Here is an 18,014-nt window from a genome sequence, read left to right on the forward strand (position 1 = left end):
TCCTATAACTTTTGTCTGTATTTTTCAGCTTCCCAATTTGAAAGGTAAGCCAGTTCATCTAATTCTAAATAATTCACATCTTTTATATCTTGGGCTAAAACCAAAATATGAAATTTTAAAACATCTTCCATATCTTTTGCTTTTTTAATATTTTTTGCGGATAAAAATATATCATTATCATGAATTATAACTTTTGGCAATTCATAATAGTTTTTCTGATACTCGTTAATACTCTCAATATCATCAAAGCTTTTTATCTCAATACCACTAATTCCACAATACACTAAAGAGTCAGGACAAAATGGTTTTTTAAAAAACAAACTTTTATCAGTTTTTAGTAGACTATTAAGTTCTAAATCATTAGATAAATATGTGATATTTTCATTTTCATCTAATTGTTTTAATAATTTTGATATTTTATTCGTTTTTTTATACTTTGTCATATCCATTTGGAGATATTTTGATATTTTATCTACTACTTCATTAGTTAAATTTTCTATATCTTCTAACTCATTTGAAGTTACAATTAGACCATGATTTTGTAAAAAAATAAGCTTTGGTAATACTTCAAACTTATTTATCTCTTCATAAAGTTCAAGGGCTAGTTCAATACCTGGGGTTTTGTACTCAACTAAAACAATATCTGAATCGAATAATGAACTAAGAATCTCTTTATAATTGGGCTTGTTTAAAACCATATTTACTACTACAGGATGTGTATGTAAGGTATATTTATAAACCAAAGAATGAAGAAGAGTTTCAATAGAAGGTCTATTTTCTTTATCTATCGTTCCTTCTTTTACAAGATTCGCTGTGATAGATTCTCTAGTTCTTTTATCATTTGCATCTAACACTTCATTATTTTCTACAATTTTTGCAATCATGCTTGTAGATACTTTAGAATATCCACTATCTTGTTCTACCTCACTTAAAGAAAATCCTGATGCTTTTATTAACATTCTATCATCATCTAATTTAACAGAGCTATTCCCCCCACCAGCTTGAACAAGATCAAACCTTTCACCTGCAAACTTTGATATTCTTACTAATGCTTCTACTTCATTCATACCAACTCCAATATTTCTTCAAAAGATTTTACTTCTTTAATAGAATTTATTTTTATATTTTCTTCTTTATTTTCATGATTTAACCAAATTGTGTTTATCCCTAAATTAGAAGCTCCTAAAATATCTTTTTTATAACTATCTCCAATCATGCATACATCTTTTGGCGTTAAATTTAGTTTTTTTAATCCTAACATAAACATATATGGGTGAGGTTTTTCTCGTCCTGCTTCCTCACTAGTAACAATACAATTACAATATTTATCTAGTTTTAGTTTTTTTATTTTTCTATATTGTATATGTGCAGTAAGGTCTGTTACTAAACATATTCTACCTTTATATTTTTCAAGTAATAAATATATATTTTCAAAAGGCATTAGATTTTCTAAAAAAGTATCCCAATACGTATTATAGATATCTAATGCATACAATAATGCATTTATCTCCAATATCTCTAGCATTTTTTGAAAATACAACAGTCTATTATGAGAAGATGCTGTCTCTGCTAACTCAAGATGAACAGTTGATCTAGCTTTATTATAGGCATCTTCAATAAACTCTTCTTTAATAGAAAACTTCTCTACACAATAATTTATGACTGCACTCTTTGCAAGAGTATGAGTTTTCTTATAGTTATAAAGGGTATTATCTATATCTAAAAGTATACCTTTATATTTCATTTATCTTCCTCTTTTAATTTTTCACTTATCATTTTTAAACACACTAATTGAATAAAACCATCATATCCTGATTTAAACTGAGCCTCAGAAGAGATTATTTCATTAATATTTGCTATTGTATTAATAGCAATATCCTCTACATCAATTTGAGGCACTGTTTTAAATTCAATATATTGAGATTTTAAATCATCATTATAATCCCATTTATAGTTATAATCATCTAAACTTTTTAAGATATCTTCTATATGAACATTTGCATCAAAAGTAACTTTTAATCCTAAGTGAATAGATTCAAGCTCATTACCTAAATCAAAATCGTTCACAGAAAAATATCGTATTTGGATATCTGAAAACTCTTTTTGAGGATAAATATATTTAGTAGCATCACTCATTCTACCTTCTATTTGTTCTAATATTTTTTCAATAGAATAACCTCTTTTTTTAGTATCTCTTATAATTTTCCAGTGTCGTCTTAACTTTTCATCAGTATCTATATATATTTTTAAATCTATATTTTTTCTCAGTTTAGGCAAATAAAAAGGATGTAGTCCAGCAATAACAATAAATTCTTTTGGATTTACTTTAAGTGGTTTTGTAAATTTTCCAGTATTATGGTCATATTCACTTCTATAAATACTATTATTATGTTTTAAATTAAAAATTGCATCAGCTTGTTTATGAATAAAATTAGCTTTTGGATCAAGATGAGTATATTTTTGCCAGTTGGTATCACCTCTTTCCCATTTGTGTTCACCATCGCCCTCAATTTGCAAAAATTTATCTTCTCCCACTAAAGATTCAAGGTTATTTAATAATGTAGTCTTTCCTACACCACTATCTCCACCTATACCAATTGTTAAGTTTGTTTGTTTTTTATAAATAGAATTACTTTTTATTCCATATTTATAAAAGGCATACATAATTGCTAAAAGCATTACTTCTAAAAAAGTAAAAGAAATATTTCTTAACTTTTCATTTTCTATTTTTAAATCAATTTCTTGTCCAAGAAATAAAATATCTTTATATTCACTTCTATAAAAAAATATGAAAAACACTAAATATGAAAATGAAAATACAAAATGTAATATCTTAGTTTTATTTTGATTTTGATTTTGTATGAAATAAATTGACATAAAAGGAACAATCCATACATACCATGCTGGAGATGGATAAACAAAAAACAATACACTTACAAACAAAATACCAAAATAAAAAAATAATAAATCATCATTTACTTTATTTTGATTAAAAAAATGGAAATAAACAGTTAATATTGCAGAAATTGGTAACAATAATTTAAGTTCTCCAATATTATAAAATGAATCAAATAATAAAGATTGTTTTTGATTAAATAAAACAAGTTCTATAAAACCTTTTGAAAATAAAAAAGGCAAATCTAATAAAAAAAATATACCAATCGCAAGAAGTAAATAACTAAAAATCTTTTTTATATTATTTGTTTTGTATAGATAAAATATTATAAATGGCAATGCAACTATTAGATGAAATTTTGTTGCTAATGCACAAGCCAAAAACACAGAAGAAAAAAGATATTTATTTTTAATAAGATAATAAACGGCTAACATAAATAATGCCGTAGGAATAATATCTAATTGCCCATGTATATATATAGAATAAATAATTATTGGATTTAAAAAATAATAGATGAAAATATTTTGTTTTTTGTTAGGAAAAATTTTATATAAAATTAATAAAATACTCACATCAGCAATTAAAAGAGGTAATTTAAAAAATAAATCCAAACCTGTAATATTTGATAAAAACGTAAAGGAAGATAATATATATAAAAGTAAAGCATGATAAGGAAAAGAATCTAAATGTAATCCATTATCAAAATAATATTGCCAAGGATTACCACCTTTCTCAATAAAAGTATTAATAAAAGGGATAAATAACTGATCACTTAATTCAGATGAAAAAGTTATTAAAAGTATTAGTTTACAAATAATAACAATAAATAAATATCTATTTAATATTAAATTTTTTTCTATATTCATATGTTATCTTTCTTATTTAGTTTTTAATTTTTGTAATAGATAAACTTTTAATTGTTAACTCACCACTACCATTATAAAATATTCTAAATTCAAAAGGATTAGACTCATCTATAGTTATAATCTCTTCTTCAACTTGTGTATTTTTTGATAAACTACCTTTAAATAAAATATTTTCAGTATTTCCTTTATGTAAAATTATATCAAAGGAAGGTTTATTATTATTTTTATCGTTGAAAATATAATTTAATCTAAATAAATATTTACCAGGGTTTAAAGTTTGATATGGACCAAACATTGCATAACCTGATCCATCTAAATGGTTAGCAACTCTATTATCATTAACATTTCTACCTACTTCTCTAAAAAAAATTTTTCCTTTTAATTCAAAAGAATTTATAAAATTATTATTCAAGAGGTATGGATAATAAATATTCGTATATATCCAATCATCAAATATATTATTGTCATAAAATAAAATACCACTATCCTTCAAATTTTCACATTGATAATATTTAAATCCTTTTGGCACTAATTTTAATATATTTTTTTTATCTAAATGATTATTTAAAAAAATAAAATTTATTAATGTATTAAACTTCTTTTTATCAATAATAGGTTCAATTGAATTCATCCAAAATTGAAAATCTAAATTTGAAGTAGATTCTATCATATTTATATCAGATTCTAAAAAGTACTTTACACCTCGTGATGACCAATAATCAGATAAACCTGTTCTTAAATTAATCTTTTCTTTATATTTATTGATACATGAAGCAGCTTTGAATTCATATGAACTTTTTATTCTTTCATTAAAAGAACCATTAGTAATAAATTGTTTCCATTCTATTATTGAATAAACAAATATTAATAAAAATGCAAAAATAAAAAAAATAGAATTTCTATTTTTTGATGTATATTTTAAATATATTGTAATCGAAATAATATATAAAAGAATAGGAAGTAATATAAAATATCTAAAACCATATAAATCTGATAATCCACCTGAAATGATAACACCCAAAATATTTATACATATTAGGAAAATAAAAAATATTAAAATAAATGATATCTTATTTACACTAAAAATATATTTCTTTTTATTTAAATATTTAAATAAAATTTGTCTATTAATAATTAAATATATAAAAGAGATTAAGTATCCTATTATCAAAGTTGCATAATACATATTAAATTTCTCATAAATAGAAACAAAAATCTTAAATATATAGTTTGATGTAATTAAAATTCTATCTAAAGATAATTTTGTTCTCTCATTCAAAGGATTATGTAATATAATCAAATCTTTAACCAAATAGTATGTAATAAAAGATAGTATTAATATTATTAATACTATAAATAATTTTTTATTAAACTTTTTAAATATAAAAAAAATAAGAGTTAATAATACAGGAAGAAAGAAAACTAACATAAAAAGTTTAGTAGATATTAAAGCTAAAACATTTATCAAATAAAATACAAATAAATAAGAAATATTATTTATTTCTTTTAATGAAACAAATTTCATAATAATATATAAATTAATTAAAGAAAAGATATAAGCACTTGCATGGACATTATTATTTTGATGTAAAAACCAAGTTGCATTATTAGTAAATATAATAGATAATACTGCATAGAAAAATAATGTGTACTTTATTGTATTTCCATTTTTATCAGTACCTAAAAGTAACAAAATTATTTTATGCGTAAAAAAAACTAATAATAGCAATTGGACTAAAGATACAATAAACAAATTTGCTATTGCATTATGAAATAAAGGTTCTGTAAAAAAATATAATATTACATCAGGAAAATATGCAGGAGCTGGTGTAAATTTCCAGTATTCAAATAAACTTTTTACTTCGAGGCTACTACTTATAAAATCTGTTACAAACAAAGTATCAGAATTTAATATAATTGTTTGAATTGACAACGAAATTCCAATAAAAAAAGATAAAAATATAAAAGATATATTTAATAATTTTATATAATACATTTTATTTAACTTCAATTTCATAATCTTTATATGCCCCCCCTACATTGTAAAAAAAAGCAACTGGATGTTGTAGTAAAGTTACTCTTAATATATACTCTCCACTTTTTTTTGGATAATACACAATCATTTTTTCCATAGATTCTTCACCAGGATATATATCTTTAGAAAGTTTACTTCTGTAATCTCCTCCTATAGGTTTTGATAAATCCTTAGGATCAAAAAAATGATATGTTAACATTGTTGCATAATTGCCATCTTTATTCGATTTTGAAAACCAGATATCATTTGAATTATTTTTTACTTTTAAATAAAAAATTTCTCTATCAATATTAAATAAACTTTTATAAAATTGATTCGAAGTTGAACTAAATATTTCTATTTGACTTTCAAAACTATCTAATTTCTTTGCTTTAAATGAATTTGATTTTTCTACTTTAAATCCAGTTGGTTCAAATCCATAGCTTCTAACTTCTGGATACTGTTTAATACTAAAAATTAATGATAACAACAATACAATATAAACAAGAAACTTTACTTTTATATTAAATGTTGAAACCAAAAGAGGTAAAATAGCAATAAAAACTGTAATTGCTTTTAAAAAGTCTCTATAATAATACATTACTATTTCACCTAAAGATAATATAAGTACTGTTAAAAAAAATATTGGGATATATTTCTTATTTTCTTTTATTTTTATGAAACTTAACACTAAAGTTAAAAGTATAATTGAAACAAAAATAAATAATCCAAATAGTGCTATATAATCATTTGAGTTATATAATCTAATCAAGGTATTAAATATCTGTACAAAAGGATAATCTGTTATTTTATTTGCTTGTGCTGAAGGTAAGATATTAAAATGTATAGTTAAATAAATTTGCCATAATAAAAAAATAACTCCAGGGATTGAATATAAAATAACATATTTTAAGATATAAGAAAAATCTTTTTTAAGATTTTTATTTTTTAATAAATAGAATACTTCAAGACAAAATATGAAAAAAGCTGCTACAACATAACCTTCTCTAGTTAAGATTGCAAAACTCATAAAAAGTATATACATATAACTTTTATTTCTAAGATAAGAGATAAAAGCTATTAAAAAAAGTGCATCAGCAGCAGCATCAGGTAAACCATTAGTTAAAGTAATTAATACACCTAATGAAAGCCCCCAAAATAATGCGAATAGAGGGTTGATACCTATTTCTTTATAATATTTCATTAAAAAATACAAACCAAATGTGACAATTAAAATATTAGCTAATATAAAATGTATAGACAAAACAATATCACTAAACATTAAAATTGAAACAATTTTTGCAGCTATAGGTAAGCCTATTCTTTGCCATCTATATGATGGGCTATCAATATGATTATAGGTATCATTTAATCCTAATAAGTCATTAGAGATATAATAATAAAATTGCCCATCCCATCCTTTTTGTTCTCCACCTAAAATTGGAGTAAAATTTAAATATTTATAAAGATTAGGAATTTTCCAGAAATCTGCTGGCCAGAATGTCCAAAAATAATTACCACATAAATATACTTCAACATAATAAACGACAAGAGTGGATACTAATAAAAAATAGAAAAATGTAATTAATTTTATATTTATTTGCATTTTTTTATCACTTCAGCCAAGTTAACATATTCTGATTCATTTAAATCCAAATTATTGTCTACTATTATCTTTGCCAAATTAGGTATTACCTCTTTTTTATCTTGGATAGAAGCAATCTGATCTAATAAAATGTTGTATATTTCAAATGCAATAGCATCTGGATTGTGATATTTCTGAATATGTTTAAAAGCATTTATTGATAATCTATTTCTATACTCTTTATCTTTAACTAATAAAGAAATTGCATCAGTAAAGCTTTGACCATCATTCATTTTAACTTTATGAGTTGCAGTATCAGTTATTTCGCTAAATGAAGCATAATCATTAATTATTGTTGGTAATCCATAGGCCATATTCATTAACAATGCTCTTGAAGTTTCACCTCTGGAATTTATTCTTAAATTTATTCCAATATCTGATGCTAATAAATACTCACGATATAAGCTATCATTAACAAAACCTGTGATAAATACTTGTTCATCTATATTGTTAGATTCTATTAAAGAAAATATTTTCTTTTTATACTCTTCACAAATAAAATCTCCAACAAAACATAACTTAATATTTTTATTTTTCAAAATATTTTCTTTTATTATACTTTCTAAGATAAAATCATATTGCTTAGTATCAGTTATATGTCCAAATGCTGATAAAACTACATCGTCATCATCAAATTTTAATTTTTTTCTATATAAACTCTTTGAATCAACAATTTTTTTTGAAGGAGCTTTTATCAATTGTTCTATTTTAAAAATATTATACACTTCATCTTTGTAATATTTTTTAAATAAATCTTTTGAATAATTTGAATGTACTATAATTGCTTTTGCACTATTAACGATACTTTTATTCATAGGTAAATCAATAATTGCATTCACAACCTCAATTTCATTTGAAAGAATTTTATTTGAATATTCTTCACCAATCTTTCCATGTGAATATACTAATTCATTAAAGAAGAAAGATGGATTTTGCGTCTTATCTGCAATATAATTAACAAGTCCACTTAAAAAGAAATCATGTAAAACTATAATACCTGGATTATTAAGTGCAATATTGTACATATACTGATGAAATTCAGAATTACCAAACTGATATATTATATTTTCATATTCATTTTTTTTAGATTCAAATTCTTTATAACTAAAAATATTAAAATTATATTTTATATAATCATCTTTTACATCATAATCATCTACATAAATATCAATATTCATATATTTTGATAGAAAAGGAATTAACTCTAAACAATAATCTGATATTCCAGATCTTTTAGGAGGCAATGGCGTAAAAAAAGCAACTTTTGTATTTTTTATTGGAACTTTTTCTTTTTTTTCTAATTTTTTATATCCAGCTATTGCAATCTGAGCAGATTTTTCCCATGAAAAAAGTTTTGATCTATCGTAAAAATAATCTTTTAATGTTTCAACTAAGTTCTTATCATCAAGTACGTAATCAATTTTATTAGAAATGTCTTCAATAGAAGTAGGGTCAAACATACAATCGTCTCTACCTATAATTTCTGGAATACTTGAGGCATTACTTCCTATTACAGGTGTACCACAACTCATAGCTTCTAAAACTGGTAAACCAAAACCTTCATAGATTGAAGGAAAAATAAACAAATATGCTTTATTATATAAATAATTTAATTCTTCATCTGATACAAAACCTGTAAATATTACTTTGTTATCAGGTATATCTAATTTTTTTATAAGTTCTTGAAAAGATTTTCTTTGGTCATCATTTATTTTACAAACTATTACATACTGAAAGTTTTCAAAGTTTTTTTGTTTGATTTTAGAGAATGCTTCTATACTTACTTCTAAATTTTTTCTAAAGTCGATTCCACCTGTATACATCAAATAAGGTTGATTTATACCATACTTTATTAAAGTTTTTTCATTATCATTTTTAGTTTTTAACTTAAAGAAATTTGAAGAATCTATAGCTCCACTAATATTTATAACTTTTTCTTCAGGTATTCCTAAAATATTAATTGCATCCTCTCTTGTTGCATCAGATATGGCAAACAACAAATCTGCTTCATAAATTAATCTTAATTTATTAAAATACCATTTACGTACATCTTCATTAACTAAGTACGTATCTTTAAAAATTAAAGGAATTAAGTCATATAAAGTTATTACTGTTTTTAAATTTGTAATATTAAGAAATGTTTTTAAAGTATCTGCTTTCCCCTCTAACCCCTCAAATATACTATGAAAATGTATAATATCTGCATTATTATATTTAGAAAATTGCTTTTCTATTAAAAAACTATTGATATTGTTAAAAAGTGATTTATTTTTAAAATCTTTATCACTTGAATCTAAAAGTCTGTATTCTTGAATATTTTTTTCATCAATTAAAGAACTAAATGTATTAAGAATATCCTCTTTATGCTCAGGGAAAAGCGAATTTAACAATAAAGTTACGTCAGCGGAATGTAATTTTAAAATATTCTTAGATAATTCTTCAGAATATCTACCTATTCCTCTACCCCTTGATCCTTCAGACTGGATAGCCAATAAATCCATTAAAATATTCATTTTTTATATCCTATAACAGCATAATCATGGTAATTATGTTTAATATCACTAGTTCTAAACTCTACAGGTAAAGGTGATGTATAAATATATTTTATATCTTTAAAACCTAACCATTGAAGCATAAACGCTATCATTTCAGGGGGTAAGGGTCTTTTATGTGTTTCATCCATATAAAAACTATTAAAAGCTAACTTATTATGAGGATTTATAGTTTCTAAAATAATTACACCACCTTTAGCAATTTTACTATAGCTTAATTCTATAAAGCTTTTTAAAATATCATAATCTAAATGTTCAATAACTTGTAGTGCGCTTATACTCGAAAATACTTTTTCAGTATTTGATAAGTATTTAATTAAATCAATTGTCTTAACATCAAATTTTTCTTTTTTTAATTTTTCTATTTCAAGAGAGTTAATATCAATACCTTTTGCATAGAAATTATTTTCCCTCAAGTTATATAAAAATTCACCTCTTCCACAACCAATATCTAAATGTGGTATTTCTTTAGTATTTAATTTTGGAATATATTCAATATATACTTTTTGTTTTTCTTTTACAACCTTGGAATTATAAAAAACATTCTCAAATAATGAATAATATAATTCATCTTGATTCATAGAACTAAATTCTTGAATAGGAACATTGAGCTTTGAAATTGCCTCTTCTAAATATTTTTCTGATTCAACTTCAAAGTGTTTTTTTAAATCTATTGAATTTATATCTACTTTTTTTTGAAGTTTTAAATCTAAATCACTTTGTATTTCTTTTAATGTATTTTCATGAACAAATACATCTAAATGATTTTTATCTATTTTTTGATTTATCTTTGATAATAAATCTTCTTCTTTTCTTTCAACTTCTGATTTATCTACTTTTTGATCTATCTTAGATAATAAACCTTCTTCTTTTCTTTCAACTTCTGATTTATCTACTTTTTGATCTATCTTTGATAATAAACCTTCTTCTTTTCTTTCAACTTCTGATTTATCTACTTTTTGATCTATCTTTGATAATAAACCTTCTTCTTTTCTTTCAAATTCTGATTTATCTACTTTTTGATCTATCTTTGATAATAAACCTTCTTCTTTTCTTTCAAATTCTGATTTATCTACTTTTTGATCTATCTTTGATAATAAACCTTCTTCTTTTCTTTCAACTTCTGATTTATCTACTTTTTGATTTATCTTTGATAATAAATCTTCTTCTTTTCTTTCAACTTCTGATTTATCTACTTTTTGATCTATCTTAGATAATAAACCTTCTTCTTTTCTTTCAACTTCTGATTTATCTACTTTTTGATCTATCTTTGATAATAAACCTTCTTCTTTTCTTTCAAATTCTGATTTATCTACTTTTTGATCTATCTTTGATAATAAACCTTCTTCTTTTCTTTCAACTTCTGATTTATCTACTAAATTATTAATAAATTGAAATAATATTTTTATATCATCATCTGATGATTTATTATTGATTACATCAACTGAATAATTATATTTAATAGTAATTTCTTTGAGTATATCAAAAATATTATTGAAATGATTTAAAAATATATTTTCAATATTTTCTATATTATTAAAAATATTATTGTTAGTCTCTACTATTTTATTATTAGTCTCTACTATTTTATTATTAGTCTCTACTATTTTATTATTAGTCTCTATTATTCTTCTATTAATATCTGCTTCAATATTGTATATTTTTCTTTCTAGTTTAGGTAAAAATATTAATATTTTTAAAAATTTAATTGGATAATTCAAAATAGGGATTTTTGTTAAAAAATTATAAAATTGTCTTTTTTTAAGTCCTAATACTTTTACATTATTTTTTCTTCCTTCATCAGAATATCTAATATCACACAATATTTCTGTTTTTGAATTAATACCTCGCCTTAATTTATCTAAATAATAGTTTAATCCATTTTCATCAGCATCTCTTTTTAATAAACCAATATAAACATTTTTTATAAATTGAATATCATGATATTTATTAAAATCATTAACCTCATATATTTCTTTAATAGAAAAACTTTCATTTTGCATTTCATGATTTTGCATTTCATGATTTTGCATTTCATGATTTTGCATTTCATGATTTTTTTTTAGATATTCAAATGAAAAATTTAGTTTTGATAAAAATTCTTCTTTTCTTTTTAAACCAATGATATTTACTTCATTATTTAATTTCTTTTTTTCTTCAGAATTTAATATCCGATTAACCATTTCATAAGTATCTAAAGAACCATTATTTAATAAATTAAGATTACTCTCTAAAGTTTTATCATCAACCATTCTCTTTAACAAATATGCAAATGCTTTTTTTATACTTTCTTCTTGTTCTTTATCTTCAATTTGACTTATATGAAATAATTTTTTTTCATAATTAGGATATTTCTTTTTTAAAATTTCAACTTTTATCTTTTGAATAATTTGCTCAGTAGATAACTCTAACTTATTCACTTTTTTCACTCTCTTCTTTTATACATATTATTGTTGGTTCTAATCGACAAATTCCTACATAAAATTTTCCACATATTCCTACAACTTCAAAATCTGTAGCATGATCTAACCAATGAGAACAATTTTCTAAATGTGTATCTTTTGAATGCACAGCTGCACTAATACTATATTTTCCTACACCAATATTTAAAGGCATTGAGAATGTATATGTAAAGTTTTTATCTTTTTCAAAATTTACTTTTAAATCATGATGATAAGTGTTTGTTCCGAAAATATCTTGACCAAACTTATCTCTTATAACAATACCAACAGTCATATCATCAATATCAATTTTTGAATATATTTTTACTTTAATATTTACAGACTCTCCAGAACTAACTATATCAGAGTTTGATATTTCACCCTTTATGATTACTTCTTTTATTTCTACATCAAATGTTCCAAAAGAATTATTTTCTAAATTTTTTATAGTCATTTTTTCTTGTTTATCATTCAATTTAGCTATTAAAAAATTATAACTATTTATAACATCATCAGGTGAACCTTCTTTTGCTAACTCTCCATGATTTAAAAGAATAACCCTATCACAAAGTAGTTTTAATGAATTTAAATCATGAGAAACATAAATTATACTCATATTTTTTTCTTTTCTTTCTCTCAAAGCTCTTGTACATTTAGCTCCAAAATGTGCATCACCTACACTTAAAGCTTCATCTACAATTAATACTTGTGGTTCAGAATATATTGCTATAGAAAAAGCAAGTCTCATATTCATACCTGATGAATATGTTTTTATTGGTTCATTTATATAATCCCCTAATTCACTAAACTCTATAATATCTCTTGCTTTTTCTTTACATTCATTATGAGTCATTCCAATAAGAGTACCATTCATAAAAATATTCTCATATCCAGTAAGTTCTGGGTTAAATCCAGTACCTAGTTCTAATAATGCAGTAACTCTACCATATCTTATTATTTCACCATTTGTAGGCTCAACAACACCTGCTATTTGTTTAAGAATTGTTGATTTACCTGCACCATTTACACCTATGATACCAAGTGTTTCTCCTTCATATAAATCAAAACTAATATCTTTATTTGCTATAAATTCTTTATGATATTTCTTCTTTGTAAATATTTCTTTAAATCTATTAAAGTTGTTATTATATATTTTATATATCTTAGAAACATTTTTTATTTCTAGAATTTTTTTCATTAAATAATATCCTTAATTGTACCAATCATCTTTTTATATAAATATCCTGCAATTAAAACACTAAGAAATGTCATTAAAGATAATAGTCCTATTGTTTCAAAAGAAGGTGCTCTAGAGTAAAGAAAAATATCTTGATATATTTTAACAAAATAATAAAATGGATTATATTTTAGAAGAAAAGGATATTTATTTTCTATCATACTTGAAAGATAAATAATAGGTGTCATCCAAAACCACAGTTGTACAATAATTGGGACGACCTCTTTTAAATCTTTAAAAAATGCTGTAAATAAAGATAATGTTACACCTATACCAAATGAAAATAGCACCTGCAATCCCATGACTGGGATTAACCAAAAAAAGGTTAAAGTAATTGGTTGTTTAACAATAATTAAAAAACCCAATGCAAATAAAATTGATATTAAAAATAAAAAAGCTTCAGTAATCACTATACTTAATTGAAAACTATACATAGGTACATTAATTTTTTTAATAAGATGTGATTTCTCAAAAAATGATGTATTTAATCGCATAATAATAGTACTAAATGCAGTCCATGCTAACAATCCAGGTACAAGATATATACTGTAAGCATAACTATTATCTACTATATCTAATTTCATTTTCATAAAATCTGAAAAAATAACTGTATAAATAAATATCATTACCAAAGGAGAAATAAGATACCAAAACTGACCAAGTCCAGTACCTACATATCTTTCATTAAAATCTCTTCTAGCAAAACTAAATGCTAATAAAATATTTTCTTTCAATTTAATTATTCTCTATTAAAATCATCATTAAGTCTAATAATATCATCTTCACCAGTATACTCTCCAACTTGAGCCTCTATTAAAACAACAGGAATCACGCCTTCATTAGATAGCCTATGAACTTCACCCATTTTTATATATGTTGATTCATTTGGTCTTACAAGTTTAGTTTCTTCTCCAACTGTTACTGTTGCAGTCCCTGATACAACTATCCAGTGTTCGTTTCTATGGAAGTGTTTTTGTAAACTAAGTCTCTTTCCAGGTTTTACTTCGATTCTTTTTATTTTATATCCAGGAGTATCTTCTAAAACAGTATATGTTCCCCATGGTCTGTGTGCAGTTAAGTGGATATTATGAAGTTCAGTATTTTTTCTAACTTCTTGAACTACTTTTTTTACTTTTTGAGAAGAACCTTTTTTACTTATAAGTAAAGCATCTCCTGTATCAACTATGATTAGATCTTCAATATCAACTGCAGTTATTTTTCTTTCTTTTCCATAAATTAAATTATTTTTACTATCAATACTAATAAAGTTTTGATTTATAGTATTTCCATTTTGATCTTTTGGTAATTCTTCATACAAAGAATCAAAACTTCCTAAGTCAGACCAATCAATATTAGAAGGAACTACTTTTACCTTAGAACTTTTTTCCATAACAGCATAATCTATACTATCTTCAGGAATAGCTAACATATCATCACATTTAATTCTTATCATATTACTTGAATTTGCATTTTTAAAAGCTTTTAATGAAGCCTCATAAATTTCAGGTGAATATTTTTTTAATTCATCTAAAAAAACCCCTGCTTTAAAACAAAACATACCACTATTCCAATAATAGTTTCCATCATTTACATATTTTTCTGCGGTAGTTTCATCTGGCTTTTCATGAAATGCTTTTACATCAAAGTCATTAGCCTCTATATATCCATATCCTGTTTCAGGATAAGTTGGAGTTATACCAAAAGTAACAAGATAATCCTCTTTTGCTAAAGATTCCGCTTTTTTAACAACATTTTTGTATTCAGCTTTATTTTTAATTAGATGATCTGAAGGAGTTATAAGAACCATTTCTTCACAATCTAAAGCAAAACAAGCTAATGCTATTGCTGGAGCAGTATTTCTTCCAACTGGCTCAAGTAAATATTCAGATTCAAAAGAATTTTCTAATTGATCGATTTGGTCTAAGGCCAAAAAATACTGTTCACTATTTGATACAATAAAACTTTTTGAACAAAAATCTCTATTTCGATTTATTGTTAGTTGAAATAAAGATTTTTCATCAAACAATTTCACAAACTGTTTTGGCATAAGTGTTCTACTTATTGGCCAAAGTCTAGTTCCACTTCCACCACATAAAATCATATTTGTCATAATACTATTAATCCTTCATCAATTCTAATAATTTTTCTTGATACATAATTGCTGTATCCTTATCTTTTGCTTCAAATCTAGTAACAAGTTTAGGTGTTGTATTACTTGCTCTAATAAGTCCCCAACCATTTTCAAAAACAACTCTTACACCATCTACATCAATTATTTTTTTTATTTTTGGAAAATTTGAAGGTGGATTCGATAATTTTTCTTTCAAATCATCAATTATCTCAAACTTTTTATCTTCTGTTGTATTTATGTTGATTTCATCAGTGGCAAATATTTTTGGTAACTTTTCATATTCTGTATCAAAATCAAAACCATTCGAGACTAATTCTAATGCTCTGAGTGTTGAATAAATAGCATCATCATATCCAAAATATCTATCATTAAAAAATATATGCCCACTTACTTCAGCTGCAAAAGATGCATTTGTTTCTTTAATTTTAACTTTAAGGTTACTATGTCCTGTTTTATACATAATAGCTTTTCCATAGTTATTTATAATATCATACATTATTTGAGAACATTTTACTTCACCTATAACTGTTGGATTATCTATAAATCTTGAGAAAAATATTGCTAGAACATCTCCTTTGAATCCATATTTTGAGGATAATACTGCTATTCTATCAGCATCTCCATCATAAGCAAAACCTAAATCATACTTTTCTGTTTTTAACTCTTTTTTTATATCAATTAAAGTTTCTTCTTCACTTGGATCAGGATGATGATTTGGAAAAGTTCCATCAGGTTTTTCATACATTATGTTTGAATCAATATTTAAAGCTTTAAGAATATCACCTAATACAGCACCTGCTGCTCCATTTCCGCAATCAAAAACAAAAGATTTCCCTACTAGATTTAAATTTTTAAATTCATTCACTAAATAATCTATATATTGTTCTTTTGCATTAATATTAATAGAAATATTGTTGTCATCAATTTCTAAATTACTATTCAATACTTTTTCACCCAAAGCATAAATATCATCGCCAAAAAAAGGTTGTTTATCAATAGTTATTTTGAATCCATTATATTCTGGAGGATTATGACTTCCTGTTATCATAATTGAAGCAGATGTAGTTTTCCCATTGAAATCTGTAAAATTTGAAAAATAATTAACTGGGGTTGGGACTAATCCCATAAATAAAACTTCTAAACCTGCTTGATTTATCCCACTAATTAACCAATTTGCAAGTTCAGGGGAATGAGTTCTTGCATCAAAACCAACGGAAATATATTTTGCATTAAAAATCTTATTTTTTACTTCTTCTGCAAAGTAAAAACCTATTTTTTTTACTGTTTGTTCATTTAATTCAACTGAATAAATCCCTCTAATATCGTATTCTCTGAAAATTGATTTTGCCACTATTAGTTTCCTATTTTAATTTATTAATATATATATTAACAAATTCTATCTTTAAAAAATATTATTAAGTATTTAAATTCTATATTTTATTATTACGTACTAATATTAATTATTTTACAATAAACCATGGGTTTAATAAATTATTTTTATTATAATAAATTGGCTTATTATTTATAATATTATCATTATATTGATATGTCATTTTACCCGAAACTCTTACTATTGCATCTGCTGCTGCTGTATCCCATTCCATAGTTGGTGACATTCTTGGATATATATCAGCAACTCCTTCTGCTACCATGCAAAGTTTTAGAGAACTTCCTCTTGACAATTGTTTTATTTCTTTAGTTTCCAGGCTATCTATAAATCTTAGAGTCTCTTCTGAAAGATGTGATTTTGAAGTTACTACAAAAAGTTTTTCATTAGGAGTATTATTTTTTTTAAATGGTAATTTTTTCCCATTTTTAAATGCTCCTATGCCCTCTTTAGCCCAATATATTTCATTAAAGGCTGGAGCATAAACAACTCCTAATACAGGTTTATTTTTATGAATCAATGCTATATTAACAGTAAAATCACCATTTCTTTTTATGAACTCTTTTGTCCCATCAATTGGATCTATACAAAAATAAAATTCCCAATTTTTTCTTATATCATAATCTACTTGTTTATTTTCTTCTGACATAATAGGGATTTGAGGATAATATTTATTAAGACTAGTACATATAATCTCGTTTGCTTTTAAGTCAGCTTCTGTTAAAGGAGAATTATCATCTTTATATTCTATTTCAAAATCTTTTTTATAAATTCTCATAATAGCATTACCTGCTTTTACAGCAATTTCTTTTATCTCTTCAATATCTATATTTTTTAAATTCATA

General features: G+C 24.0%; 12 protein-coding genes. All 12 read right to left on the bottom strand.

From position 1 onward, the window contains the following. Positions 1 to 2: 2 nt before the first annotated feature. Positions 3 to 1,067 carry a class II aldolase/adducin family protein gene (locus ACKU4C_RS09830; protein ID WP_321311693.1) on the bottom strand — a complete coding sequence of 355 codons (1,065 nt, stop codon included), beginning with the start codon at positions 1,065 to 1,067 and terminating at the stop codon, positions 3 to 5. Beyond that, positions 1,064 to 1,744: an HAD family hydrolase gene (locus ACKU4C_RS09835; RefSeq protein WP_321311694.1), complete on the bottom strand. Its 681-nt coding sequence runs from the start codon at positions 1,742 to 1,744 to the stop codon at positions 1,064 to 1,066. Before ACKU4C_RS09835 ends, ACKU4C_RS09830 begins: the two co-directional genes overlap by 4 nt. After that, positions 1,741 to 3,762, bottom strand: a complete 2,022-nt coding sequence (locus ACKU4C_RS09840; RefSeq protein WP_321311695.1) for a hypothetical protein — start codon at positions 3,760 to 3,762, stop codon at positions 1,741 to 1,743. The genes ACKU4C_RS09835 and ACKU4C_RS09840 overlap by 4 nt, the downstream gene beginning before the upstream one ends. 16 nt (positions 3,763 to 3,778) lie before the next feature. Then, the gene (locus tag ACKU4C_RS09845; RefSeq protein WP_321311696.1) at positions 3,779 to 5,695 is read right to left on the bottom strand and encodes a hypothetical protein; all 1,917 of its coding nucleotides are present in this window, start codon (positions 5,693 to 5,695) and stop codon (positions 3,779 to 3,781) included. 64 nt (positions 5,696 to 5,759) lie between these two features. Next, positions 5,760 to 7,382, bottom strand: coding sequence for a hypothetical protein (locus ACKU4C_RS09850; RefSeq protein WP_321311697.1), 1,623 nt, complete (start codon positions 7,380 to 7,382; stop codon positions 5,760 to 5,762). Further along, positions 7,373 to 9,934: a glycosyltransferase gene (locus ACKU4C_RS09855; RefSeq protein WP_321311698.1), complete on the bottom strand. Its 2,562-nt coding sequence runs from the start codon at positions 9,932 to 9,934 to the stop codon at positions 7,373 to 7,375. The genes ACKU4C_RS09850 and ACKU4C_RS09855 overlap by 10 nt, the downstream gene beginning before the upstream one ends. Next, complete coding sequence (locus tag ACKU4C_RS09860; RefSeq protein WP_321311699.1) at positions 9,931 to 12,402, bottom strand: DUF4214 domain-containing protein; 2,472 nt, start codon at positions 12,400 to 12,402, stop codon at positions 9,931 to 9,933. Before ACKU4C_RS09860 ends, ACKU4C_RS09855 begins: the two co-directional genes overlap by 4 nt. Continuing rightward, a complete protein-coding gene (locus tag ACKU4C_RS09865; RefSeq protein ID WP_321311700.1) occupies positions 12,386 to 13,612 on the bottom strand; it encodes an ABC transporter ATP-binding protein in 1,227 nt (408 codons plus the stop codon). The genes ACKU4C_RS09860 and ACKU4C_RS09865 overlap by 17 nt, the downstream gene beginning before the upstream one ends. Then, positions 13,612 to 14,385: an ABC transporter permease gene (locus ACKU4C_RS09870; protein ID WP_321311701.1), complete on the bottom strand. Its 774-nt coding sequence runs from the start codon at positions 14,383 to 14,385 to the stop codon at positions 13,612 to 13,614. Before ACKU4C_RS09870 ends, ACKU4C_RS09865 begins: the two co-directional genes overlap by 1 nt. A 5-nt stretch (positions 14,386 to 14,390) precedes the next feature. After that, positions 14,391 to 15,761 carry a mannose-1-phosphate guanylyltransferase/mannose-6-phosphate isomerase gene (locus tag ACKU4C_RS09875; RefSeq protein ID WP_321311702.1) on the bottom strand — a complete coding sequence of 457 codons (1,371 nt, stop codon included), beginning with the start codon at positions 15,759 to 15,761 and terminating at the stop codon, positions 14,391 to 14,393. 7 nt (positions 15,762 to 15,768) lie between these two features. Next, entirely contained in the window at positions 15,769 to 17,133 is a 1,365-nt protein-coding gene (locus tag ACKU4C_RS09880) for a phosphomannomutase/phosphoglucomutase (RefSeq protein ID WP_321311703.1), read from the bottom strand. A gap of 109 nt (positions 17,134 to 17,242) precedes the next feature. After that, positions 17,243 to 18,013: a 3'(2'),5'-bisphosphate nucleotidase CysQ gene (gene cysQ, locus ACKU4C_RS09885; RefSeq protein WP_321311704.1), complete on the bottom strand. Its 771-nt coding sequence runs from the start codon at positions 18,011 to 18,013 to the stop codon at positions 17,243 to 17,245. Between the last annotated feature and the right edge of the window lies 1 nt (position 18,014).

The organism is Halarcobacter sp. (genome assembly GCF_963676935.1).
Taxonomy (GTDB): Bacteria; Campylobacterota; Campylobacteria; order Campylobacterales; family Arcobacteraceae; genus Halarcobacter.